The sequence below is a fragment of the Vibrio sp. MM46 genome, from assembly GCF_027587135.1.
Lineage (GTDB): Bacteria > Pseudomonadota > Gammaproteobacteria > Enterobacterales > Vibrionaceae > Vibrio > Vibrio harveyi.
On the sequence record NZ_JAPPTO010000003.1, the window covers coordinates 46,063 to 70,575 of the forward strand.

Below are 24,513 nucleotides of genomic sequence, written 5' to 3' on the forward strand. Positions count from 1 at the left end.
GTTTTAACTAGATAAACGAGATACTAACCCACTCGATCGGGTAGTTTTCACCTTAATACCACGCTTGAGGACATTCATCTCAGCGTACATCGCAAGGCGTTTCTTCGCGCGAGTAATTCCTGTGTAGATCAGCTCGCGAGTGAGGATTGGACTGAAATCTGGCGGCAAAATCATTAGCGTGTACTCAAACTCACTGCCCTGTGATTTATGAATGGTCATCGCATATGCGGTTTCGTGCTCAGGGACTCGGCTTGGTAGTACCGACTTCACGCTACCATCCGGCAATTCGAAGAACACTTTAAGACGCGATTCACCTTCGCTGTCATCTCGCATACAAATGCCGATGTCACCGTTATACAACCCTAAACCATGATCGTTACGCGTGACCATTACTGGTCTACCGTGATACCAAAGTTCATCTTGGGTTTGAATCAACTTACGTGCTGCTAGTGCTTTTTCAATGCGTTGATTTAAACCCGTCACACCAAAGTCACCTTCACGAACGGCACACAATAATCGGCATTGATTAAAGGTATCCAACACGGCTTTGGCTTTGTGGGTCAGTGTCTCTGGTTCCCCAGTCTTCTGGTCAATCTCTTGCTGTCCGATGCGTTTTAAATAACGACCATATTCGGCAACCAAAGTCTGCATCATCTGATTGTAGTTTTGGCTGCTCAGTGCGAAATGCTCGATATCAGCAAAATCACGATTCCAAACGTCGTCTACTTTTGCGGCTGAGCCAGCATTGACCGCTTTCGCTAGCTGACCGATACCAGAACGAGCATCGAATCGGTAACTCTTTTGCAGCATGCACAAACTATCGGCAATCGAAGCATTACTGTTGGTGCTGTACGCCAAGGTGTCAAAGCCTGTTAACTTCGCGACTGCAGACGCCTGCTCTTTTCCGAAGCCAAATGCGTGGAACGAACAGATATCACCTAGCACCGCACCTGCCTCTACCGATGCCAACTGGTCTTTATCTCCCAGTAGAATCAAACGTGCATGCTTTGGCAGCGCATCGACAACTTTGTACATCATCGGCAGATCGACCATGGAGGCTTCATCCACCACTAAAATATCGAGGTGCAGCGGATTTTGTTTGTTGTGACGAAACTCTGCACTGTTCGGGATCGCGCCCAACAGGCGATGCAAAGTGCTCGATTCGGTTGGAATTTTCGCTTTAAGCTCAGGCTCCACTGGCAACTCTTGAATCGCTTTACCAATAGACTCCGTCAAACGTGCTGCGGCTTTACCTGTTGGCGCCACCAGCTTGATGGTGAGGTTTTTCTCTTGTCCTGCTTGCTCAATCAATGCGGCAAGCAGTTTGGTTACCGTAGTAGTCTTACCCGTACCCGGACCACCGGAAATCACCGCAAAACGACGCGTCAGTGCTACCGCAGCAGCGACCTTCTGCCAGTTGACACAAGCAGACAACGGTACCAGCTTGTCCAGCACTTGCAGATCGTGAACTTGTTTCGCTTGGCAGACTGCCGCATCAATGGCTGACCAATCAAGACTGTCTACAGTGACCACATCCAAATGGTCACAGACTAATTGCTGGCGTAGCACCTGGTTACTGGTTCCTGCCTCTGTCGCTTTGGCTAATGCATTGAACAGAAAGTGGTACTGACGAGCGAATAAATGATGCAGCAACTCAGACAAACGTGTGAACTCTTGAGGCTGTAGATTTACAGCCGCGCTGAGTTGATTGAGCTTGTCCGCCAACGTCACTTCATAGTGCCAGTAACGATGTAAGTAGAGACGCTCACCATCAAACATCATTGGCAAGGCTTCACCTTGAGCACCAACCAAAGGCGACGCTTGCAGAAGCTCAACCCAGTTAACGCCTTGCAGCTGAGTATTAAACGCTAACGCAGACTCTCCAAACAGACCAAGCTTACTGGCAAGGTCCGCTGGTTGCCCTTGGCTATCAAACAGAGGCAAACAGATATGTCCTTTCCCCAACTCACTGCTGACCACACCAGCAATAAAAGCCAGTTCTTGGCTGTTTTCTTGTTGCTCAACTTGCGAATAGATAAAGCGTGCGAACTGGAAATCCAATTGGCGAATCGCCCCTTTGTTTGCTAGCGATTCTAACGTTGCCAATAGATCTGGTGTTGCCGCTAGATCTCGTGTTGCCACTGGGCTGCTTTGCTCAGAAAGAAGATCATTGGTTTTCATCAAATTAACTCCATCTGACCAGATTCGCTGGATCGCGTGTCTGGTGCTTGACCATCAATCAAATGATCCATCTCTTGTAAAAATTCAAAGGTTGGCTTGGCAGAAAAAATACCGTGATCACTTTGCCCATCCATACCACGCAAGAACAGGTAATAAACGCCGCCAAAGTGCTGTTCATAATCATAATTTGGCAATCTGCTACGCAAGAAACGATGCAGCGCCAAAGCGTAGATTTGGTATTGCAGATCGTAGCGATGATCCGCCATCGCCGACTTCAACGCATCGCCATGGTAATGGAATACATCATCACCTAAGTGGTTCGATTTCCAGTCGAGGACGTAGTATTTGTCTTGGTGCTCAAACACCAAGTCAATAAAGCCTTTCAACATGCCTTGCAAGGTTTGGAAACCCAAATCGCCCGCTTTGGCAGACAGCGGATCATGACGTTGAATCACGCGGTTCAATGCAGGTGCAGACAACACTTCAATCGGCAATAAGAATTCCATCTCAACCAAACGCTGCGCCGGGCCTTTTTGATTGAGCAGCAGGGCTTTGCTATCCAACGGCGTTGCCAGCACGGTATCAATCAACTGTTGCAGGATTGGCAGCCACTCTTCATCAAGCAGCTCACTTTCCATTAAACCGAGGATGATTTGGGTGTTCTCTTCCGATGTCGCAGGTTGAGTAAACTCTATTTCCTCAAATAAGCTGTGCAGGAAAGTACCCGGACGTGCGCCACGCGGGAAGTTGAAGATAGAGCGTTCTGGCTCAACCAATTCCGCCTCATCTTGCTCTTCTGAAGAATCGATATCAAAGCCGGTGATTTCAATCGTCGCGTCATGTTCAGCATGATGAGAACCTTGCTTAACCAAGCCCGAGTAACTGGTAATGCGCCAGTTTCTATCAATCGGGTTTTGCAGCTCTTTGGCAGTCAACGCTTCTAACTCGGTTTGCTCCGCAACATACATCTCATCGTGCTGCTTTGGAGGCTCACAAATCACGACGTTATCGAGATTCTCTTGCTGCTTCTTCAGTCCTACAAACAGGTCGTTGATGCCACCCTCTTGACCATTTTGCACCAAGTAACCAATCGCACTGTGATGCACGCCGGTTGGCTCTTTGGTTGAGCGACCATTGCGCAGCGGCGAAGCGCCAATAAAGCAGGCATACACGGCTCGCGTTAGCGCTACGTATATAAGACGCAAGTCTTCAGCAAGGCGCTCTTTATCTGCCTGTTTTAACGACGCATCATTACCAGTGATATCGAGTACGGTGCGATCGTTCTCTGCGTCGTAGTATTTGGCTTCACTTGCTTCTCGGTAACCAAACACAAATGGCAAGAAGACCAAGTCATATTCCAGACCTTTAGATTTGTGAATGGTGACGATTTGCACCAAGTTACGCTCTGATTCCAGACGCTGAATTTGGTCATCACTGCCACCTAGCCCATGTTCTGCATCGCTGATGGATTGCGCTAACCAACGCAGCAAACCGTGGTCGCTGTCTAATTCGTTGCTCGCTTGCTGCAATAGTTCGCCAATGTGCATCAGATCGGTAAGTACTCGCTCACCGTTCTCACTTTGCGAGCTCGCCCCTTCTTCTAGCAAACGCTCAGCAATATGACGCTTACTGATCACTGCTCGCAGCATAGGAAGCACACCACGTTGCACCCAAAGCTTACGGTATTCTTTGAACTCGTTAACCGCGTTTTCCCACACGGTTTCATCGTTGTTGAGGGCGTCTAAGCTGGCTGCATCTAGAGCAAATAATTCTGATGCTAGGCTGGCACGCAATGCTCTGTCATTTTCTGGCGTTAACACCGCTTGCAGCAAACGCTGTAAGTCTTGTGCGACGGAACTGGTAAACACGCTATCGCGGTTAGAAAGATACACGCTGGCAATGCCTTGGTCTGCTAACGCCTGTTTGACCATGCGACCTTCGCTACCCGTTCGTACCAGCACCGCAATGTCGCCCGCTTTGACTGGTTTCTGCTTTTCGCCATTGACCAGACACGCTTGACCTTGTTGCGCTGAGGTCAAAATGGTTTGAATTTGGCTCGCTGTCGCCTCTGCCATGGCGGTGAGGTATTCACCTTTTGGCAGAGGTTTATCTTCCGCTTCTTGCAGCCAATAAGTCAGTGCAGGCTGTTTTTGACCACCCATGGTCCAAACGCGTTTGTCGGCACTTGGGCTGTAATCCACGGAGTGGAATGGAATGTCGGAGTCGTAAATAAACGGGCTATCTGGCAGAGCAAAAATCTGGTTCACTGCCAGTACCATATCGGCACTTGAGCGCCAGTTGGTGCCAAGCGTGTAGTGAGCACTAACTTGGTTACGAGCCTTAATGTAAGTGAAGATATCCGCCCCACGAAAGCCGTAAATCGCCTGCTTCGGGTCACCGATCATAAACAAACCGCACTCAGGATTATCCAAATAAATGCGGCTAAAAATACTGTATTGCAGTGGGTCGGTATCTTGGAATTCATCGATCATCGCAACCGGATAAAGCGTGCGAATGCGCTCTGTCAGTAGTGCGGTTTCATCGGTATCAATCGAGGCAGAAAGCTGAGTCAGCAAGTCATCGAATGATAACCATTGCTTCTGATTTTTTGCTTTTGCCAGCATCACGCGACAATGCTCAATCGCATGAGCTAACAATGGCGCTTTTAAGCTGATTGGGTTGGCAAGGAAGGCTTCTATCGCGTCAAACACCGGGTGCTGTGGCGCAGTGCCTTTCGGGGTTTTCTCAAACAACACATTCTGGGCGAACTTCTCCAGCTTATCTGGATAGTCATAGCCCGTGGTTTCTGTCGAAGCCCATGCGTTTACCGCTTCTAACCATGTCGGTAAAGACTTTTTAGTGTAGCTGCGTTTGTTGACGTCGGAATCAGAAATCAGTGCGAGGAAATCCTCTTGGCTATCACACCATTGGGCTTTCAAAGCATCAATTTGCTTTAAGTTTTGCTCATGCAAATCGGCAAGGCTACCTTGCATTGCAGGAACAGAGAGACTTAGCGGCGCACCCGTGAGGTAGTTGCTGATGTCATACAACAGATCCGATGGCGAGCCCCATAGTTGACGCACTTCTCCTGCCAAAGCGAATGGCAGAGGATAGAAGTTGCGACGCCAATAATCGGCAACCACTTGCGCTTTAAGATGGCTTTCGTCTGTCACAAACTCATTATTGAAACGACTACCGGATTCGAATGCGTTTTGCGTCAGCATGCGTTGACAGAAACCGTGAATGGTGTACACCGCGGCTTCATCCATTTGGCGCTCTGCTTGCAATAGGATCTCAGCGGCTTGCTTATGATCCTCGACTTCTTCCAGCAAAGGTTGAATCACAGGATCTGAGCTTTGTCCGCGAGCGAATGCGATCCTCGCGTCGTGAATACGCGCACGAATACGATCACGTAACTCTGCAGTTGCGGCTTCGGTAAAAGTCACTACCAGAATTTGATCCACAGTCAACGGCACGCGATGTTTGGTATCAGTCGTGCCATGCCCTAGTAGGAGTCGCAGATACAAACCCGCGATGGTAAAGGTTTTACCCGTACCCGCAGATGCTTCAATTAGCCTTGCACCATGCAGCGGAAAAGTCATGGTTTGCAGTGGAGTTGGAACTGACATTTGCGCCATAACGCTGAATCTCTCCAAGTATTCAACAAGGACATGTGGATCTTCAAAGGCGTTTCGCATCTAAAGATCAACAAACCCTATAATGTGATCTATCGTTAAAAATTTTATTAATGAGTCTAATAGGTTGGAATATTTAAACCTTTGTGGGATCTCACTCACGGTTATCATTACGGAGTACCGTTAGTATGCGCCTCACGAGATAAGCCCAGCCATTCAGGCGGCTACACTCAAACGAATCATGGTCCCTCTGACCTTGTGGCCGTACAGCGAACGCCCTACAAAAAATAATGATTTTCTGGCGGCCACCCTACTCTCTTCTTTATCTAAATAATCCAACTTATTCTTATACCCAAGTGACTTCAAGATACAGGATTCAGAGCGTTGTCACTGATTCCCTGTTTATCGAAAATAAGCAAGGAAAACAACGCTGTGTAATAGATTGCTCTTTCCAAGTTGTTTGACGATGAAATTGCTTCAGTGACACGCTCCCGAAGGGCGAGTTGTCTTGGCTCGTATACTTCGTTGACGATTTTTAATTTAGAGCCACTAGATCTTCAAATCATCGCCTCGCCTACAAGCCAAGTCAATCTCGCTGAACCAAGCATCTTGAGGTTACTTGGGTATACTTTCAGCATCCATCGCCGTCAATCTTGCGCCTTGAAGAACCAATGCAGTCAGTGTGCGAACTTCTGCTGCAAGCTCATCATTCCAAGCAGACCAAATACGCGAAATATACGCATTGTTTCCTTCGCCTGGGCTCATGTACCCATCATTGAATGCGTCCGCCATTTTCTTCAGCGATTTCTCTTCGTCATCAGCCCAGTGGCCACGACTAAAGCCCGCCTCGACACACGCCAGTGCTGTTTTCGGGAAATATGGCAATGGCTTAGTCATGCCTTCAAAAAACAGACGTACTAATTCAGCAAGAAATTGTTTCGCTTGCTCAGCGTCTGCCATTGCAGGGTAAACTAAATGCACCGCGCCTTCCTTGCGGTCATAACCGATAACGTGGGTCTTTCTAGCCTGACCAGAGGCAGACATAGCAAGATGATCAATCCATGCAGCTAGGTAATCCTGCGCACGAATTTTACCGCTTCGGTAGCGAATCAACCCAGACTGATAACACTGAGTTAGCCAACCGGTTAGACGGATGTTTTTTCCTTCACCAAGCACATCGAAGGTAAGGTCGATTTCTAAATCGTCTTGCGGCGCACCGGATAAAAACGCCAACTTATCCACCAACTCTTCCGCTTGCACGCGGTTGGTTTCAAACTCGATATCACCAAATGCGCCAACCGGTAATTTGCCCTGCGCGCGTTGCTCACTCATGAAGTGCTTGAGTACGTCTGCTTTTGCGGACGGTTGAGTAATGGCGGTTTCGAGCAAGGTTTCTAATAACTCATCGCGCATCTGATAGCTTTCTAACCCACCTAAAACAAACGGCTCATCGTCTTCCATCACAGGTAACGGCGGCTCGAACATCACTTTCAAACGACGGTTAAAGAAATACTGCACAGGCAAACGCCAGAAGCGTTGTAATTCCACCAAATCCAATTCGATTGGGAAGGTTGCGCCGAGTAAGTAATCATCCAATGCGCGGTTAAACTCGCCACGCGCATGACCTTGCGATTGATTGCTTTGGGTCAACGCAGCTGGAATCCACTCTTTGGCATAGCTTGAATGAGAACCTTGGAATGCGCTTGGGCTGAATGGCACCATGGCATGTACGTTCACTAACTCGTTGAGTAGTTTATCTCCGGAGTCATCGACAGGCTGGTCTTGATCGCCATCTAGGCAGTAGTTCTGATGGCAATATTCCATCAACTCCGACACCAGCACAGACGGCACACGCTCAGTGTTATCTTGAATAGAACGCCCAACGTAACTGATGTACAAACTTTGCTGTGCAGACAGCACGGCTTCTAAGAATAGGTAACGGTCATCGTCTCGACGTGAACGGTCGCCCGGTTTAGTACGCCCTGTCATTAGGTCAAAACCTTCTGGTGGCATTGAGCGCGGGTACACACCATCGTTCATACCGAGTAAACATACGGTTCTAAATGGGATCGAGCGCATCGGCATCAGCGTACAGAAGTTCACTTGTCCAGCAAGGAAGCGCTGGCTGACCCGCGTCCCTGACAGCTTGTTTTGTAGATACTGGCTAACAATGGAAGGCGACAAGGCATCATCAAATGCCGCATCAGCTAGCTGTTCTTTCAGTTGGCTCAGGGTATCTCGAATCGACTTAAGCGCCATTTCCCCTTCTAACTCAACAGAGAAGAAGTCATCCAACATTGCCACCAAGGTTTCACGCCATGCATCAATCGACTGAACATGGGAAAGTTTGCGGCGATATTGGCTAATTTGTTGAATAAAGTGAGCTAACTTACCGGCCAGTTCTGCGCCCATACCTTGCACTTCATTGTATGGCGAGAGGCTACCCTCTTGCGCTTCAAACAAACCAGCAGACTCTGGCATCGCGTAACCTAATAACATACGCTGGATACCAAATTGCCATGTGTTTTGGCGTGTTTCTGGCAGTTCAAATTCGCTGCCGGTATGGCTATCTAGCCCCCAGCGAATGCCGGATTCTTCTACCCATTGTTTGGCTTGAAGGAAATCATCTTCGCTTAAGTCGAATCGCTTCAAAATCGCCGGCGTTTCTAACAACTCAAGTAATTCAGAAGCCAAGCAACGTGTATTCGGTAAATTAACAAGTAGCATGAAAGCCGCCAAAATTGGGCTTTCTTGATCGGCCGTTCGGTCTGAAATCGAGTAAGGAATGAATCGTTCACCCGGCGCATTGCCGAATACCGCCTGAATCGCAGGGCTGTAGGCATTGATGTCTGCCACCATGACAATAATATCGCGCGGTTTCAGTGTCGGATCGGCATCGAACATCGCCAGAAGCTGGTCATGTAGCACTTCCACTTCTCGCATTGGGCTGTGGCAAGAGTGCAAGCTCAGAGATTTATCACCTAAACTCACCACTTGTTTGTGCTGACTGCTGTCGATTTGTTCGTCGTCTTGGTGCTCTTCTAAATTAAGAATGTCGGCTTGAAGTTGATGGAGCAGACTGTCGCGCTCAACATCAACAAAAGCTTCTATCTCATGGGATTCAAGCTGCGACAACAGATACATGTTATCGCGTCCAAGTTTGCCCATCGAAGCCAACAAACTGTTACCCACCACATCGGTATGCAACTCATCCACCACGTTTTCTTCTAGTGAACCTTTTAACTGCTCAGTCTCACCTTGCACTTCAGAATGGCCTTCTTGCCACACCACGTGCTGACGATGTTTTGCTGCTAAGCGAGCTAGGAATTTACGGTCGCGTACTTCACCCCAGTAATAACGACAGGGGTTAGTAAACATCAGATGGACATCAATATGTTCACCAATGGCTTTTAGCGCATCCATGTAACGTGGTGGCAGTGAAGAGATACCAAACACAAACAGACGCTTCGGCAGATGATCAAAATTGCCGTTGAAGTTTTCGAGCGTATCAATGAAGTGTTCGTACAAATTGGCACGATGATAAGGCGATTGCCCAAGGATAACCGTGTGGTCGTACAATGCTTGCCACAAAATCGGCTGCCATGGATGCTCGTCTTCAAGTTCAGGCACCGTTTGTCCGGCTTCCCAGCTTGCAATCCATTCTGGGCGGTACACCAAATAGCCATCAAAGATATCGGCAATTTTCTCTGCTAATTGATACAGCTTGGAGTTGTCACTGTCGTCTTGAAGATAACGTGCCAAAGGTTCGAATGACGCTTCGTTCAACAAACCCGGAAGCAAGTGCATCAGCTTCCACGTCATGGCTTCTTTGTTGAAGGCACTGCGCTTTGGCACATCAGCCAATACTTGGGTAAACATTTCCCAGATAAAGGTCGCTGGCAGCGGAAACTCTAGGTTTGCCGCAACACCAAACTCTTTCGCCAATTCCATTTTTAACCACTGAGACATACCTGGGCTCTGCACCAGAATTTGCTCTTTTTCGAATGGGTTTTCTAATGGGTTGATGCGAATCAGTTCAACAAGAAGTGATTTGAGAACATCGACCTGATTGGAGTGATAGACAGTAAACAAAGTAAGTGCACCGAATGCCAATGGAAACTGCTAGCAAGCTTAGCACAGCCGCATTTATTCCTAGAGCGATCTCGATAGCTTAAATAACAAAAGGTTAGAGAACACTCAAACTGTGCTCAAATAACCAACAACTAACATTTGTAAGCAACGTCTTACACGCAAATACAAAGCGTGACATCAGTCACAAGTATTTCATGATAAAAAACACTGTTTTATAATCATCACAAATTTTTATAACAATACCCATCATATTGAATATTGGTTTGAAACCAACAATTGGAGGCGAAATTGCTCCTCTCTTCGGTGGATATTCACTCTAAGTTCAATTAAATGGGCGAGAAATACTGGAATATCAAAGTATGTTACGCAAACTTTCTTCTAATAGTGCTTGGCTGATGGCTTTTTTTGCCTGCTTTGCTCTTTATCTGTCGATCGCTTGTTACCCATTTTTGCTGTCAAATAGCCAAGCAGAACCGCTCACATTTCTGCAAAAGTACTACTTAGTCGCGACACAACTAGGCTGGCTGGGATTGATTGCTATGCCAATGATGTTAGGTTGTTTATTGCTATCTTTTCTGCCGACACGCATGTTTAAAGTCGTTGTGATCGCCATTGCAATCGCAATCTTGATCATGCTGAAAGTCGATATCCTCGTTTTCCAGCAATACAAACTGCACATCAATGGTCTACTGATCCGCATGTTCTTTGAAGGCGGTCGTGACGTATTTGAAATCTCTTGGATGAGCTGGCTGATCTTTGTTAGCGACATTGCACTGCTTATCATTGGTCTCGCATGTACCGTTTGGCTTAGTCACAAACTTGTTCAGAGCCGGGGGAAGTTTATCCTGCTCAGCATTTGGTTTGCTTTGCTGCTAAGTAGCCAGATGATCCACGCTTATAAAAATGCGCTCTACGATGATGAAGTCAGCCAATTTTCAAATAACTGGCCACTATATTATCCACTCACTGCACGCCAATTTATCTACCGTCACGGTTTAGTTGACCAAAGCATCGCATCTCAAAACCGAGTAGAACTCAAGAATATTGAAAGCAGTTCACTCAATTACCCATTGGCGCCTATTAAAGTCGAACGTAAAGATAAACAACCTAATGTCCTTTTCATACTGGTTGATGCGTGGCGCTACAGCGATGCAACACCTGACATCATGCCAAATGTCAGCAAGTTCACCGAAAAAACGGTCAACTTCTCTCAACACATGAGCGGTGGTAACTCTACTCAAGCGGGCATTTTCAGCCTGTTCTACAGCTTACCAGCAACGTATTGGAACAGCTTTTATGCGAGTCAGAAATCGCCTGTATTCATGGATACATTGCAAAACCAAGGCTATCGAATGGGCATTTTTGGCTCCGCACCATTAACCAGCCCACCTTTGTCTCGCACTGTCTTTAAGAAGGTGAAAGATCTTACGTTAAAGCAGACTGGCGAAACACAAATCGAACGAGATCAACAGATCACCGATGAGTTTATTCAGTTTCAAAAGCAGGATAGCGATAAACCATACTTTAGCTTCTTGTTTTATGACTCTGCCCACGGCACCAGTTTCCCAGAACCTGAATTTGCCAAATTCAAACCTTACTGGGAGCGCGTCGATCATATTCTGCTCGATAACGATTTTGACGCCTCGCTTTACCACAACCGCTATAAGAACTCGTTATATTTCATTGATAGTTTGATCGAAAAAGTTCTGAAAAACGTTGATCTGGAGAACACCATTATCGTGATTACCTCCGATCATGGGGAGGAATTTAACGATCATAAAATGAACTACTGGGGTCATACGGGTAACTACAGTGATACTCAAGTACACGTGCCGCTGTACGTTTATCTGCCAGATCATCAGCCGGAACAAATTAATTACCGCACAACGCACTTTGATATCGTGCCAACCCTAATGAACGAGCTATTCGACGTTAAAGGGGAAACCCAATCTTACAGTGTAGGACGAGACTTGTTTGACAATTGCGTTCCGCGAGATTGGTTCATCGCTGGAAGCTATTACAACTATGCGCTGGTAGGTAAAGAAACTATGTTAGTGGTAAACCCTGGTGGGCACTCTCAGCAACTCAATAACCAATTGAAAGTTGATAACGAACACCAAGTACCAGTGAACGCCATCCAACAATCGTTGGATGAAATGTCGCGCTTTTACAACAAGGGATAACCAGTCCCTAGTTTGATGAATTAGTATTGTGTCGAACTTTCCTGCCACCCTATTCGGGTGGCTTTTTTATCTACTCGTCAACATAGAATCTATTCGTCGATGTATAACCTAGTCTACCAATATAAAAAAAGCCTCTTGGCGAGAGAGACCAAAAGACTTTGCTTTACGAGTAAAACTTCAGCTTTATGCGTGATGTGTGGTCATCAAGCGTGGTTGAATGAGCAAGTTATTGATGTATTGCAAACCTACGTAAGTCACCACAATCGTTGCCACAATTAATTCGATGCCTGCTAGACCACGAACTTGTTGTACATAGTGCGCTGCTAGACCATTTGCTTCCATCCAATTTGCTGTTTTGAACAGAGCTGTCGCACCAATCACCATTGGGAAGGTAAACGCTGCATAGCCAGGGCTAAATGGCAGTCTTAGCAGTTTAAAGAAAGCTAAGTAGATGATGGCTGTCATCAATACCGCGATACCAAACAATAGAGCAATAATCACTGGTGAAGGCGTCGCTGTTACAGTTAGGTAACCGGCCAACGATAGGCTTGCTGGTGCCGCCATGATTGCCATTGTTGGTTTTGCTGCATCTGGAATTTCATGAGTGAACATGAAACGGTAGATCATCATTGGCAGCATCACAGCGTAAGCCACCATACCGAAGATCAATGCACCATGTGCAATTGGTGCAAGCACTGGGTTACCAGAGAAAGACACGTCTGCAACGATAATACCCACTGGCGGTACGAACCAGCTTGGCACCATGTGGTGTAGTTCGAAGTCTTTCGCGCGGTGGTACAAAAAGCTCACAAGGAACACGATATGTAAAGCTACCGCCACTAACCAAAGCACGTCACCTGCAACAGAGAAGAAATGCCCTAGTGAGTTTGAAACCACCATAGTTCCCATTGCGAAAGTTGGAACGACACTACCCACCACAGGGTGCGCAAGATCTTGTCTTAACAAGTGATTGTGAAAAAGAAATTTAACCGCCAAGATTGCTAGCAATACACTTGCAATACCTGCGCTAATCCACTGTCCATAGCCATGTAATTCGACGAAGTTTTCCCAACTCCAACCCAAGCTCGCAATACCAAGAGCCAGACCCGCCATTGGGGTTGGTGCTCCCATTACTTTTGCTTTTGTTCTTTGAATCATTACGACCTCAAAATCTAGGCTAACTTTCTATGGGGTGTATATTACTCTTGCACTTCGTTCCAATATATCTAATTATTTAAAACTAACGTTCAGATTTACTTAACGGAATATCATGCCTAGTCATATCTCTCTTAAACAACTGAAAGTTTTTACTACGATCACTCAGCACAAAACGCTGACAGCGGCTTCAGAAAGCCTGTTTCTTTCGAAAGCAGCGGTAAGTATGGCGCTGTCTGAGTTAGAGAAACAAATCGGACATCACCTATTTGACCGGGTGAACAACCGCTTAATTCTCAACCAAGAAGGACAAAAACTTTTGCCCCTCGCGGATGAACTCCTCAACCGAGCTCGGGATATTGAGAGTGTGTTCGATGGCGACCAAACCTTATCAGGGCTGCTTCGCATCGGTGCCAGTGACACCATCGGCAACCAAGTTGCGCCTTACCTGTTAAGTGATTTTCGTGATGAAACGAATCACCAATCACAGAGTTTGTTCATCTCCAACTCTGCCCAGATTTGTGACATGTTGATCGCTTACGAACTCGACATCGCGCTCATTGAGGGCAAGACCATACACCCAGAGCTAGAATCAACGCAATTCAGCGAAGATGAAATGTGTGTGATTTGTCCACCTGATTACCCTAACTATGACGAAGGACCTATCAGCCTAAATGAACTCGAAGACACCGAGTGGATTCTGCGTGAAGCTGGTTCTGGTTCTCGAGAGTTTTTTATGCGCGTTATCGCTCCGCGTTTAGAGCATTGGCATGAGGCTTTTCAGCTCAACACCACTGAAGCGCTGATCAATTCGGTATCTGCTGGGCTTGGTTTAGGTTGTTTGTCGCGCTTATCCGCAGAACCTGCAATTCGCGATGGTCGAGTGAAGATGCTCAACATGCCTTTGGATATGAAGCGCCGTTTCTGGCTTTTGATCCACAAAGAGAAGTATCAAAACCCACTTCTGCGCACGTTTATTGAATTTTGCCAAAATTGGGAACGCCCAGAGAACCCGCACCTTAAAGATGACTAGTTCGAGGTGGATAGTTCAAGGTAGAGAATCCAAGGTAGATAGCTCAAATGCTGGTCAGTTAGTTGTACCCGGCTCTCATTCTGAGGCTTGTCGCTAGACTTAATTGGTCAAAAACTGTATAAAAAGCCAGTATAAATTCATCAAGTTAGAGGACCAACCATGGCTGTAATCGTCAAGTACGTGGTAGAACGCAATGGAGAAGAGAAAATGACTTTTACCTCTAAAGCGGAAGCTGACGCATACGACAAAATGCTGGATATGGCAGACGAGTTATTCTCACTGCTAGGTAAAAGTGAACTTCTAGAAGACGAAGGTAAGCAAGAAGATCTTGCAATGTTCCTTGCGCAAAACAAAGAAGAAGTACTTTACGCTTTGGGTGCAAAACGTAAGCCTGCGCCAAAAAAAGCAAAGAAGCTTGAAGCTGTTGAAGAAGATAGCGAACAAGAAGACGCTGCATAAGCCTCTCATTTGTTTCAAAAAAACGTCGCACCATGCGGCGTTTTTTTATGCGTTGCATTAATCGCCATATATCTCTGAGAATATAAAGAACCGATTTAATATCCCAAATTGCTCTAAATTTCATGTTGCAGATTAGTGTGACTTAGATCTAATCTAAATGGGCACGGTGATGGGGTACCACCGGAATCGAAAGATTCAAACCGCTTTTAAAGCTGATGACTCCTACAGAAACGAGAACAGGTCAGCCCTGTTGGAAGTACTTTTGCCTCTAGTGTAAAAGTAAGAGTTCTGTAGTGAGCAATTCAACTCTTCTCCAACCCCGCTCCTGTTTTCTCAAAAATTAAAAAGATATCCAAAATAGTTGTTAACTCAACAAGGCGACAAACGCGTAAGCCTCCTGAACATAGTTTTTCTATTTGATGGAGCGAATAACAGCAGTCAACGCCGTTGAGTCTGACCAATATGCTGGATATCGTACACTGGGAAAACATTATGCAATACTCACACGAAATCCAATCAATGTGCCCGATTCAACGCGGCGATCTTCATGCTTCTGCACCGATCCCTGTTGAAGGCGCAATGATCAATCCAAAAGACGTTATCGCGATTTCCGGTCTTAGCCACGGCGTTGGTGCTTGTGCTCCTCAACAAGGTGCAGCAAAACTGACCCTTAACGTCAAAAACGGCATCATCGAAGAAGCTTTGATCGAAACGATCGGCTGTTCAGGCATGACTCAATCTGCAGCGATGGCCGCAGAAATCCTAACCGGTAAAACCATTCTTGAAGCACTCAACACTGACTTAGTGTGTGATGCTATCAACGTCGCGATGCGCGAAATCTTCCTTCAATTTGTTTACGGTCGTACTCAATCTGCTTTCTCTGAAGGCGGCTTGGAAATTGGCGCGGCACTGGAAGATCTTGGTCAAACTCAACGCAGCCAAGTGGGTACTAGCTACTCAACCAAAGCAAAAGGCGTGCGTTACATGGAGTTAGCTGAAGGCTATGTAACCAAACTCGCGCTAGACGAAAACAAAGAAGTGATTGGTTACCAATATCTCAACCTAGGCAAGATGATGAAAGCCATCAACGAAGGCGTATCTGCAGCAGAAGCAGCAGAAAAAGCAACGGGCACTTACGGTCGTTTTGACGAAGCCGTAACGACTATTAACCCACGCCAACAATAATCGCCACCAAGAGGAAAGAGATTATGAACACTCCAATTACTGAATCTGTACGTCGCACATTAGACGAAATGCAACTTTCTTCTCTGGAAGCGGCTTACCAATACTGTATGGATCGTGGTATCGACCCTAAAGCACTAGTGATGGACACTCAACCTATCGCGTTTGAAAGCGCGGCAGATGCCTACACACTGGGCACCGCTTTGGCGATTTTCCGCGGAGCAAAAACAGCAGAAGAAGCAGCAAACATCATCGGTGAAGGTCTTCAGGCGTGCACTAAACCCGGCAGCGTGGCAGAGCAACGCCAAGTGGGTATCGGTCACGGTGCATTGGCGGCTCGTCTATTGAATGAAGAAAGTGGCTGTTTCGCTTTCCTTGCCGGTCACGAGTCATTCGCAGCGGCAGAAGGCGCAATCAAAATCGCATTGAACGTGAACAAATCACGCAAAAATCCGTTGAAAGTGATCCTGAATGGTTTAGGTAAAGACGCCGCTTACCTAATCTCACGCATCAATGGTTTCACTTACGTACGCACTCAATACAACTACCAAACTGGTGAGTTAGTGGAAGTAGAACGTCGCCGTTTCTCCCAAGGTCCACGTGGTGAGATCCTTTGCTACGGTGCAGACGATGTACGTGAAGGCGTGGCTATCATGCATAAAGAACAAGTGGATGTGAGCATCACTGGTAACTCAACCAACCCGACTCGCTTCCAACACCCAGTAGCAGGCATCTACAAAGCAGAACGTAACCGTGAAGGCATGCCTTACTTCTCTGTGGCATCAGGCGGTGGTACTGGTCGTACTCTACACCCAGATAACGTGGCGGCAGGTCCTGCCTCTTACGGTATGACCGATACCATGGGTCGCATGCACGCCGATGCACAATTCGCAGGTAGCTCTTCAGTACCTGCACACGTAGCGATGATGGGCTTCATCGGTATGGGCAACAACCCAATGGTAGGTGCAACTGTTGCACTTGCCGTAGCCGTCGGTGAACTTAGCCTTTAAGCCGATTTAATCGCTTTCTATCCAAAGCGATTAAATCCAACAAACCCAGTGTAGGGGGAGTGACTTCGGTCCTCCCCTTATTTTTTGCTGCGCCCCTTTTCCAACTTCACTTTGTCTTTACCCCAAATCGGTCTGAGAAGGCTTTTGCGACACATTTCTCATCAGACAAACATATCTCTAAAAAGACAAAAGGTATCCATCTACAGACTTTCTCCATTTCCCCTCTTTAAACTCCCCAACACTCTCTTTATGATGACTGACAACTTAATTATTTCTTGTCAGTGAACAGACGAGACACAAGACTCAACACATGGAGATCAACTATGGCTTTCTTCTCTCTAGCCTTTGGTACGGCAACTAAAAATCGCGACGGCAAAATCATCGAAGCGTTTTTCCCAAACCCAGTTCTTAACCCAAGCGAAGCGCTTGTTAACGCACTAGCAGCAGTAGCAGGTTACGAGCAAGGCAACCAAGCTATCGAGATCTCTGCAGCACAAAGCGCAGAACTGGCAGCAGCATTTGAAGCAAACGGCGATGCGGCAAACGCTTCTTTCGCAGCAAAAGCAGCAGAATCAGCACAACCACTTGTACTGGTTATCCTTGCAACTGACGAGCAGCCACAAAGCGTTGCTGAAGGTTTCCTAAAACTTCAACTTATCTCTAACCGCCTAGTTCAACCGCACGGTACGGTATTAGACGGTATCTTCGGTCTACTACACAACATCGCATGGACTAATGAAGGTCCAATCGACCTACCTGAACTAGCAGAGCGTCAAATCGAAGCTCGCCTAGCGGGTCGTGCACTAAGCGTAGATTGCGTAGACAAGTTCCCTAAAATGGTGGACTACGTGGTACCAACTGGTGTTCGTATCGCTGACACTTCTCGCGTACGTCTTGGCGCACACGTTGGCGAAGGCACAACGGTAATGCACGAAGGCTTCATCAACTTCAACGCGGGAACAACTGGCGTGAGCATGGTTGAAGGTCGTATCTCTGCTGGCGTAGTGGTTGGTAACGGTTCTGACATCGGCGGTGGCGCATCTATCATGGGTACGCTATCTGGCGGCGGTAAAGTTGTAGTTTCTATCGGTGAAAACTCGCTACTAGGCGCAAACGCAGGTCTTGGTTTCCCAATGGGTGACCGTTGTACTATCGAATCAGGTCTATACGTAACCGCTGGCTCTAAAGTGCGCATGCTAGATTCTGCAGGCCAAGAAGTAGAAGTAGTAAAAGCACGCGATCTTGCTGGTGTTTCTGACCTACTATTCCGTCGTAACTCTGTAACAGGTCAAATCGAGTGTCTTGCAAACAAGAGCGCGGTTGAACTGAACAGCGAACTGCATAAAAACAACTAATAAGAATACCCAAATAACCTCGAGATGCTTGATTCAGCGAGGCTGACTTGGCTTGCAGGCGCAGCAACGAGTTGAAGATCTAGTCAATCTAAATCAAAGCTCGTTAACAAAGCATGAAAGCCAAGACAACTCGCCCTTTGGAAGCGTGTCACTATCACGATTCCAACGTCAAATAACTTGAAAATAGCGAGCTATTTCACTTCGTCATTTTATCAGTGACCAGACTCTGAACTGAGCATCTTGAAGTCATTTAGGTATTGCAGTGAATTAGCCCTACGAAAAATCCCCCAGCAGGAAACTGTTGGGGGATTTTTTATTGCCTGAGAGAGGGCACATTGTTACGACATGGCGTGTGACGTAATACTGAGAACTTCAAATACTCAGCTTTTTAGAATTTTACTTGTTCAGAAAGTTGACTGCTTTATCAGGAAAGTCAGTAAACAAACCATCCACTTTCACCTGATTGTAGAAGATGTCCATCATGCCATCGAAGCTGTCGGTGTAAGCAGGAATACGCCCTGGATCCGCGCGGAAAGTATAAGGATGCACTTGCAAACCCGCGTCTTTTGCCGCTTTCATCAAAGGTTTGATGATGATGTTATCCTTGGTTGATTTGTCATCCACCAACATTGGTTTCCAAGGACCGATCCCTTCCGCGTATTCCGCGACCTTCTTCATACCATTGGCTTCAAACATCCAGTCATAACTGTATGGTGTTGCCCTGTCGCCTTTGTACTCCATGGTCTCGTTCCAATCGGTGTAAGCCATGAGCTGAACGAGCTTTAAATCCATGTCCATTGCGGGCATGAGTTCACTATTGATGCGCTGAAGCTCATTCGCATCAAAACACTGAAGGTATACTTTGTCGTCTTGTGAATCGTAACCGTACTGTTTTAAAACTTTAAGCACCGCTTTTGAGATGTCTTTGCCTTCATGACGATGGAACCACGGCGCTTTGATTTCCGGGTAAATACCGATGTCATAACCCAGCGTTTTGTTTAAGCCTTGGATCAGCTCAATCTCTTCAGCAAAAGTAGGCACGGTGAAGTCTGATTTCCACATTGGGAATCGTGTCGGATAGCCAGCAACCTTGTTACCTTTATCATCAATGTTAAAGCCTTCAGTGACTCGCAATGATTTGATTTCTGCCAACGTGAAATCAATCGCATAGTAACGACCATCTTTACGAGCACGATCCGGGAATCGCTCAGCTACATCGGTCACGCGATCGAGGTAATGATCATGCAATACAACGAGTTGATCGTCTTTGGTCATCACCACATCTTGTTCGATGTAGTCTGGTTTCATCGCGTACGCCAACGCTTTTGCTTCTAAAGTATGTTCTGGTAGATAACCCGATGCGCCACGGTGCGCGATAACAAGCGGTTGTGCAATAGCTCCAGCTGAGATGCTCAGAGCGAGAACCGTCATGCAAACTGACGTTGTTTTCATTGTTCTTTCCTTAGCTTATTGAAGGGGCAGTATTCCACCGCCCCTTTAATGTTTTATGACGCCAATGCTTCTTTCTCACGCGCTTTTTGTTCATGGTGAGCACGCTCGCCAAGAAATGCGTAAGTTAGACAAACGATAGAGGTGATACATGAACCGATTAGGATGATAAAGCCGCCATCCCAGCCGAAGTGGTCTACTGTATAGCCAAGAATCGCGTTTGCCGCTACCGCACCGCCCAAGTAACCAAATAAGCCAGTTAGACCTGCAGCCGTACCTGCCGCCTTCTTAGGAGCAAGCTCTAGCGCATACAAACCAATCAACATTACCGGACCGTAAATCAAGAAGCCGATTGCAACCAGCGCCATCATATCTACTGCTGGGTTACCTGCTGGGTTGAACCAGTAAACCAGCACAGCTACGGTTACTAACGCCATAAATAGAATACCGGCAGGAGCACGACGACCTTTAAACAGCTTGTCTGAAATCCAACCACACAATAGCGTACCTGGGATACCAGCCCACTCGTATAGGAAGTAAGCCCAAGAAGATTTATCAACCGAGAAGTCCTTCGCTTCTTTAAGGTATACCGGCGCCCAGTCCAGCACACCGTAGCGGATCAGGTAAACAAACGCGTTCGCAATCGCAATTGACCACAACAACTTATTAGAAAAGACATACTTGAAGAAAATTTCCTTCGCCGTCATTTCTTTTTCGTGTGACTTGTCGTAATCATCAGGGTAATCGTCTTTATACTCTTCAATTGGCGGAAGACCACAAGACTGCGGTGTATCTCTTACGGTGAACCAAATAAAGACAGCTACGAGCGTGGCAAAAAATGCAGGTACATAGAAAGCGGTGCGCCAATCGTCGTTGAATGCCCAAAGACCAAGGATGAACAGCGGACCAATTAAACCACCACCCACGTTATGTGCCACGTTCCAAACCGACACTATCTCGCCACGCTCTTTGCGCGACCACCAGTGAACCATGGTTCGACCACAGGCAGGCCACCCCATACCTTGGAACCAACCGTTTAGGAACAATAGAATAAACATCGCTGTAATGCTGCCAGTAGCCCAAGGCATAAAGCCGAAGCAGAACATCACAAGCGCTGACATTAATAGACCGCCACTTAAAAAGTAACGAGGGTTTGAGCGGTCAGAAACACTGCCCATTAAGAATTTTGATAAACCGTAAGCAATAGATACCGCAGCTAAGGCAACACCTAAGTCACCACGACTAAAACCTTGTTCAATAAGATAAGGCATCGCCAAGCTAAAGTTTTTACGAACCAGGTAGTAGCCAGCGTAACCAACAAAGATGCCGATAAAGAGTTGCCAACGTAAGCGGGAATAAGTGCCATCGATCTTATCGGACGATAAACGATCGATGTGCGCCTTAGGTTTGAATATTCCAAACATAGGAACCTCATTAATAATGTGAGCGATGGTAGGGAGTATAAAATCGCGAACGAGCAAAAAGGAGTTTCGTTCGAAAGTGAATGCATTTTATGAAATTCGATTTTTATTTCTGTGACAAATGTTGCATAAGAATTAAATTTCAGTAAATACAGAAAATTAGAGGCTTTTAATTAGACTGCGCTTCCACTTTCTGCAGATTTCGTTACTGTCCACATAGAACACGAAGTGCGCAAACGAACAAAATCAGCACAATATTAAGTGAATCAAGTGCTCAAATGACCACAAAAATGGATAAAAGATGGAAGTTGAAGAGACGAAGCACGTGATTTAAGCCATCAAACGCCTCAATTGTGGCGTGTTGCAACAATGTCATCGTGTTAACAATTAGGGTCAACATAATCCCACCGCTTCCAACGTACATTTAGAGGTCGTCTCCAAGCAAAAGATGGCATATGTGCTACGGGAAACGGTCTTCTTTCTTTGAGATGGCGTAGCTCTTAGCAACGAGCGAATGAATATCAGCAATCCCTTATCATCATTAGTGTTAGCTAGCTCTTTAGGGTTAGTTTTCGACCAATAATCTGAGTATTTTCCCACCATTCGCGAAGCAGGTTCACAAAACTCCTCTTACCAGTTTGTGCATTGATTTTCACATCGGTAGTTTTAGTCCATCAAAGCAAAATTGAAGACCATAATTCGTTTTATCGAGTTTCCTTTTTGAGCAAAAGATGCGTCAATTAACAAAAACGAAGAGTTTGATTAACAAATTTATGCTCAAACGCTCATTTTTAGCGCTCGTTTGTTTTCGCAAACGTTTATATATGCACAATAGAACCGTGCTAGATAAGCATAAATATTAAAGGACTCTTAACATGACAACGAACAAACACCCCTCACTGCTCGGAGAATGTTTGGCCGAGTTTATCGGTACAGGATTACTTATCTTTTTTGGCGTAGGCTGTGTTGCTGCACTCGTTTTGACCGGGGCTCAATTTGGTCAATGGGAAATCAGTATTGTATGGGGCTTTGGCGTCGCCATCGCTATTTACTGTACTGCGGGCGTATCCGGTGCACACATCAACCCTGCCGTAACTATCGCACTGGCGATGTTCCATGGATTTGATAAGGCGAAAGTTGTGCCTTATATCATTGCGCAAATGCTAGGTGCATTTTGCTCTGCTGCTTTGGTCTACAGCTTGTACAGCAACCTCTTTACGGATTACGAAATCGCACACAACTTCGTTCGTAGCAGCCAAGACGCATTAGCCACAGCGGGCATTTTCTCGACTTACCCACATGCTTCTCTCTCTTTCTTTGGCGCTTTTGCTGTGGAATTCGTGATTACTGCAGTGCTGATGTTTGCCATTCTTGCTCTTGGTGATGAGAACAATGGCGCACCTCGCGGCGCGATGAACCCTCTACTGATCGGTATCCTAATTGCGGTAATCGGCGGTTCTCTAGGTCCACTAACAGGCTTTGCGATGAACCCAGCACGTGACTTTGGTCCTAAGCTGTTTGCCTACTTCGCAGGTTGGGATTATGCCCTGACTGGCGCGCGTGAAATTCCATACTTTATTGTTCCAATTCTTGCTCCTATCGCAGGTGCTTGCTTCGGTGGTTGGTTGTACCCGAAAGCGATTGCTGCATATCTGCCAAAGCAAGGTCACGGCTGTACTATCCCTAACCAGTGCGAAACCGAAGAAGAAGCAGAACAAGCGCAAGCTTAACCCCTACCAATTCGAACATTTACTAAAATATAAATAACGAAACAAAAGGATTCTTACCATGACTGAGCAAAAATACATTGTTGCCCTAGACCAAGGCACGACAAGCTCTCGTGCTGTCATTCTGGATCATGACGCGAATATCGTAAGCGTCGCTCAGCGAGAATTTACTCAGATTTATCCAGAGGCTGGTTGGGTTGAACATGACCCAATGGAAATCTGGGCAACTCAAAGCTCTACCTTGGTTGAAGCACTTGCGAAAACCGGCATCCGTAGCGACCAACTTGCAGGTATCGGTATTACCAACCAACGTGAAACGACGATTGTATGGAACAAAGAAACAGGCAAACCGGTTTACAACGCGATCGTATGGCAATGCCGCCGCACTGCCGATATTTGTGAAGAATTAAAAGCGCGCGGACTAGAAGATTACGTTCGCGACAATACAGGTCTGGTTCTAGACCCTTACTTCTCGGGTACAAAAGTGAAGTGGATTCTAGATAACGTTGAAGGCGCTCGTGAAGATGCTGAAGCAGGCAAGCTGCTATTCGGTACTGTTGATACCTGGTTGGTTTGGAAGATGACACAAGGTCGCGTCCACGTAACCGACTACACCAATGCTTCTCGTACCATGCTGTTCAACATTAATGACCTATGCTGGGATCAAAAAATGCTGGATGAGATGGGCATCCCTGCATCCATGATGCCTGAAGTAAAACGCTCATCAGAAATCTACGGTCAAACCAACATTGGTGGTAAAGGTGGTACTCGTATCCCAATTGCAGGCATTGCAGGTGACCAACAAGCCGCTCTTTACGGTCAGATGTGTGTTGAAGCTGGTCAAGCGAAGAACACCTACGGCACAGGTTGTTTCTTGTTGATGAATACGGGTCAAGAGAAGGTAACATCGAAAAATGGTCTGTTGACCACGCTAGCATGCGGTCCAAAAGGTGAGCCAGCTTACGCCCTTGAGGGTGCGGTATTCATGGGTGGCGCTTCAATTCAATGGCTACGTGATGAAATGAAGATTCTGGCTGGTGCCGAAGATTCAGAATACTTTGCGACCAAAGTTGATACTTCAAATGGTGTTTACGTGGTTCCTGCGTTTACTGGTCTGGGCGCACCATATTGGGATGCTTACGCTCGCGGTACGATTGTCGGTCTAACTCGTGGTGTAAACTCTAACCACATTATCCGTGCAACTTTGGAAGGTATCGCTTACCAAACTCGTGATGTGCTGGATGCAATGCAAGCAGACTCAGGCATCAAGCTCGCGAACCTTCGTGTAGATGGTGGCGCAGTGGCGAACAACTTCTTAATGCAGTTCCAGTCTGATGTTCTTAATACCGAAGTTCACCGTCCTCAAGTAACTGAAGTGACCGCTTTGGGTGCAGCATACCTAGCCGGTCTAGCGGTTGGTTTCTGGAATAGCATTGATGAGCTGCAAGACAAAGCCGTGCTCGATCGCACATTCGAACCACACGATGATGAAGAAAAACGTAACCGTCGTTACAAAGGTTGGAAGCGCGCAGTCAAGTGTGCTCAAACTTGGTCTGAGCTTCACGACGAAGACGATTAATTTCTGATAAACGATTAGTTTCCCCCTGATTAATCGTGAAGAGCGCCGACTT

14 protein-coding genes and 1 riboswitch are annotated in these 24,513 nt (G+C 46.5%); of the genes, 8 read left to right on the forward strand and 6 right to left on the reverse strand.

The genetic code is table 11. The features are described from left to right. Positions 1-3: 3 nt before the first annotated feature. The 3 genes from recD to recC all read right to left on the reverse strand — a co-directional run bounded on the left by recD (position 4) and on the right by recC (position 9,908). On the reverse strand, positions 4-2,181 hold the full coding sequence (gene recD / locus OH459_RS04120) for an exodeoxyribonuclease V subunit alpha (protein WP_269985927.1): 2,178 nt from the start codon (positions 2,179-2,181) through the stop codon (positions 4-6). Next, positions 2,181-5,819, reverse strand: coding sequence for an exodeoxyribonuclease V subunit beta (gene recB, locus OH459_RS04125; protein WP_269985929.1), 3,639 nt, complete (start codon positions 5,817-5,819; stop codon positions 2,181-2,183). Before recB ends, recD begins: the two co-directional genes overlap by 1 nt. 612 nt (positions 5,820-6,431) lie before the next feature. Further along, positions 6,432-9,908 (reverse strand): exodeoxyribonuclease V subunit gamma, encoded by a 3,477-nt coding sequence (gene recC, locus OH459_RS04130; protein ID WP_269986015.1) that lies wholly within the window; start codon positions 9,906-9,908, stop codon positions 6,432-6,434. Between the two features lie 359 nt (positions 9,909-10,267). Here recC and OH459_RS04135 point away from each other — a divergent pair, with 359 nt between their 5' ends. After that, entirely contained in the window at positions 10,268-12,091 is a 1,824-nt protein-coding gene (locus OH459_RS04135) for a DUF3413 domain-containing protein (RefSeq protein ID WP_239923256.1), read from the forward strand. 183 nt (positions 12,092-12,274) lie between these two features. On the opposite strand, the gene OH459_RS04140 is transcribed toward OH459_RS04135, so the two are convergent. Continuing rightward, positions 12,275-13,249 (reverse strand): TDT family transporter, encoded by a 975-nt coding sequence (locus tag OH459_RS04140; RefSeq protein ID WP_269985932.1) that lies wholly within the window; start codon positions 13,247-13,249, stop codon positions 12,275-12,277. Between the two features lie 112 nt (positions 13,250-13,361). Between OH459_RS04140 and OH459_RS04145 the strand changes: the two genes are divergently transcribed. The 5 genes from OH459_RS04145 to dapD all read left to right on the forward strand — a co-directional run bounded on the left by OH459_RS04145 (position 13,362) and on the right by dapD (position 18,285). Continuing rightward, a complete protein-coding gene (locus OH459_RS04145; RefSeq protein ID WP_005450906.1) occupies positions 13,362-14,279 on the forward strand; it encodes a LysR substrate-binding domain-containing protein in 918 nt (305 codons plus the stop codon). Positions 14,280-14,438: 159 nt separating this feature from the next. Next, positions 14,439-14,738, forward strand: coding sequence for a YebG family protein (locus tag OH459_RS04150; RefSeq protein WP_005380208.1), 300 nt, complete (start codon positions 14,439-14,441; stop codon positions 14,736-14,738). A gap of 156 nt (positions 14,739-14,894) precedes the next feature. Continuing rightward, positions 14,895-14,970: riboswitch (Fluoride riboswitch) on the forward strand. Between the two features lie 260 nt (positions 14,971-15,230). Then, positions 15,231-15,923 (forward strand): iron-sulfur cluster assembly scaffold protein, encoded by a 693-nt coding sequence (locus OH459_RS04155; RefSeq protein ID WP_005450903.1) that lies wholly within the window; start codon positions 15,231-15,233, stop codon positions 15,921-15,923. 23 nt (positions 15,924-15,946) lie between these two features. After that, a complete protein-coding gene (locus OH459_RS04160; protein WP_005450901.1) occupies positions 15,947-16,930 on the forward strand; it encodes a GGGtGRT protein in 984 nt (327 codons plus the stop codon). 323 nt (positions 16,931-17,253) lie between these two features. Then, on the forward strand, positions 17,254-18,285 hold the full coding sequence (dapD, locus tag OH459_RS04165; RefSeq protein WP_005391708.1) for a 2,3,4,5-tetrahydropyridine-2,6-dicarboxylate N-succinyltransferase: 1,032 nt from the start codon (positions 17,254-17,256) through the stop codon (positions 18,283-18,285). A gap of 396 nt (positions 18,286-18,681) precedes the next feature. Here dapD and glpQ read toward each other — a convergent pair whose 3' ends face one another. Together glpQ and glpT are read right to left on the reverse strand one after the other, a co-directional pair. Then, a complete protein-coding gene (gene glpQ / locus OH459_RS04170) occupies positions 18,682-19,737 on the reverse strand; it encodes a glycerophosphodiester phosphodiesterase (RefSeq protein ID WP_187992737.1) in 1,056 nt (351 codons plus the stop codon). 53 nt (positions 19,738-19,790) lie between these two features. After that, entirely contained in the window at positions 19,791-21,158 is a 1,368-nt protein-coding gene (gene glpT / locus OH459_RS04175; RefSeq protein ID WP_009707471.1) for a glycerol-3-phosphate transporter, read from the reverse strand. Between the two features lie 872 nt (positions 21,159-22,030). Between glpT and OH459_RS04180 the strand changes: the two genes are divergently transcribed. Together OH459_RS04180 and glpK are read left to right on the forward strand one after the other, a co-directional pair. Next, a complete protein-coding gene (locus OH459_RS04180; RefSeq protein WP_005450895.1) occupies positions 22,031-22,885 on the forward strand; it encodes an MIP/aquaporin family protein in 855 nt (284 codons plus the stop codon). A gap of 58 nt (positions 22,886-22,943) precedes the next feature. Continuing rightward, positions 22,944-24,461 carry a glycerol kinase GlpK gene (gene glpK / locus OH459_RS04185; protein WP_005450894.1) on the forward strand — a complete coding sequence of 506 codons (1,518 nt, stop codon included), beginning with the start codon at positions 22,944-22,946 and terminating at the stop codon, positions 24,459-24,461. The last annotated feature ends 52 nt before the right edge of the window (positions 24,462-24,513 follow it).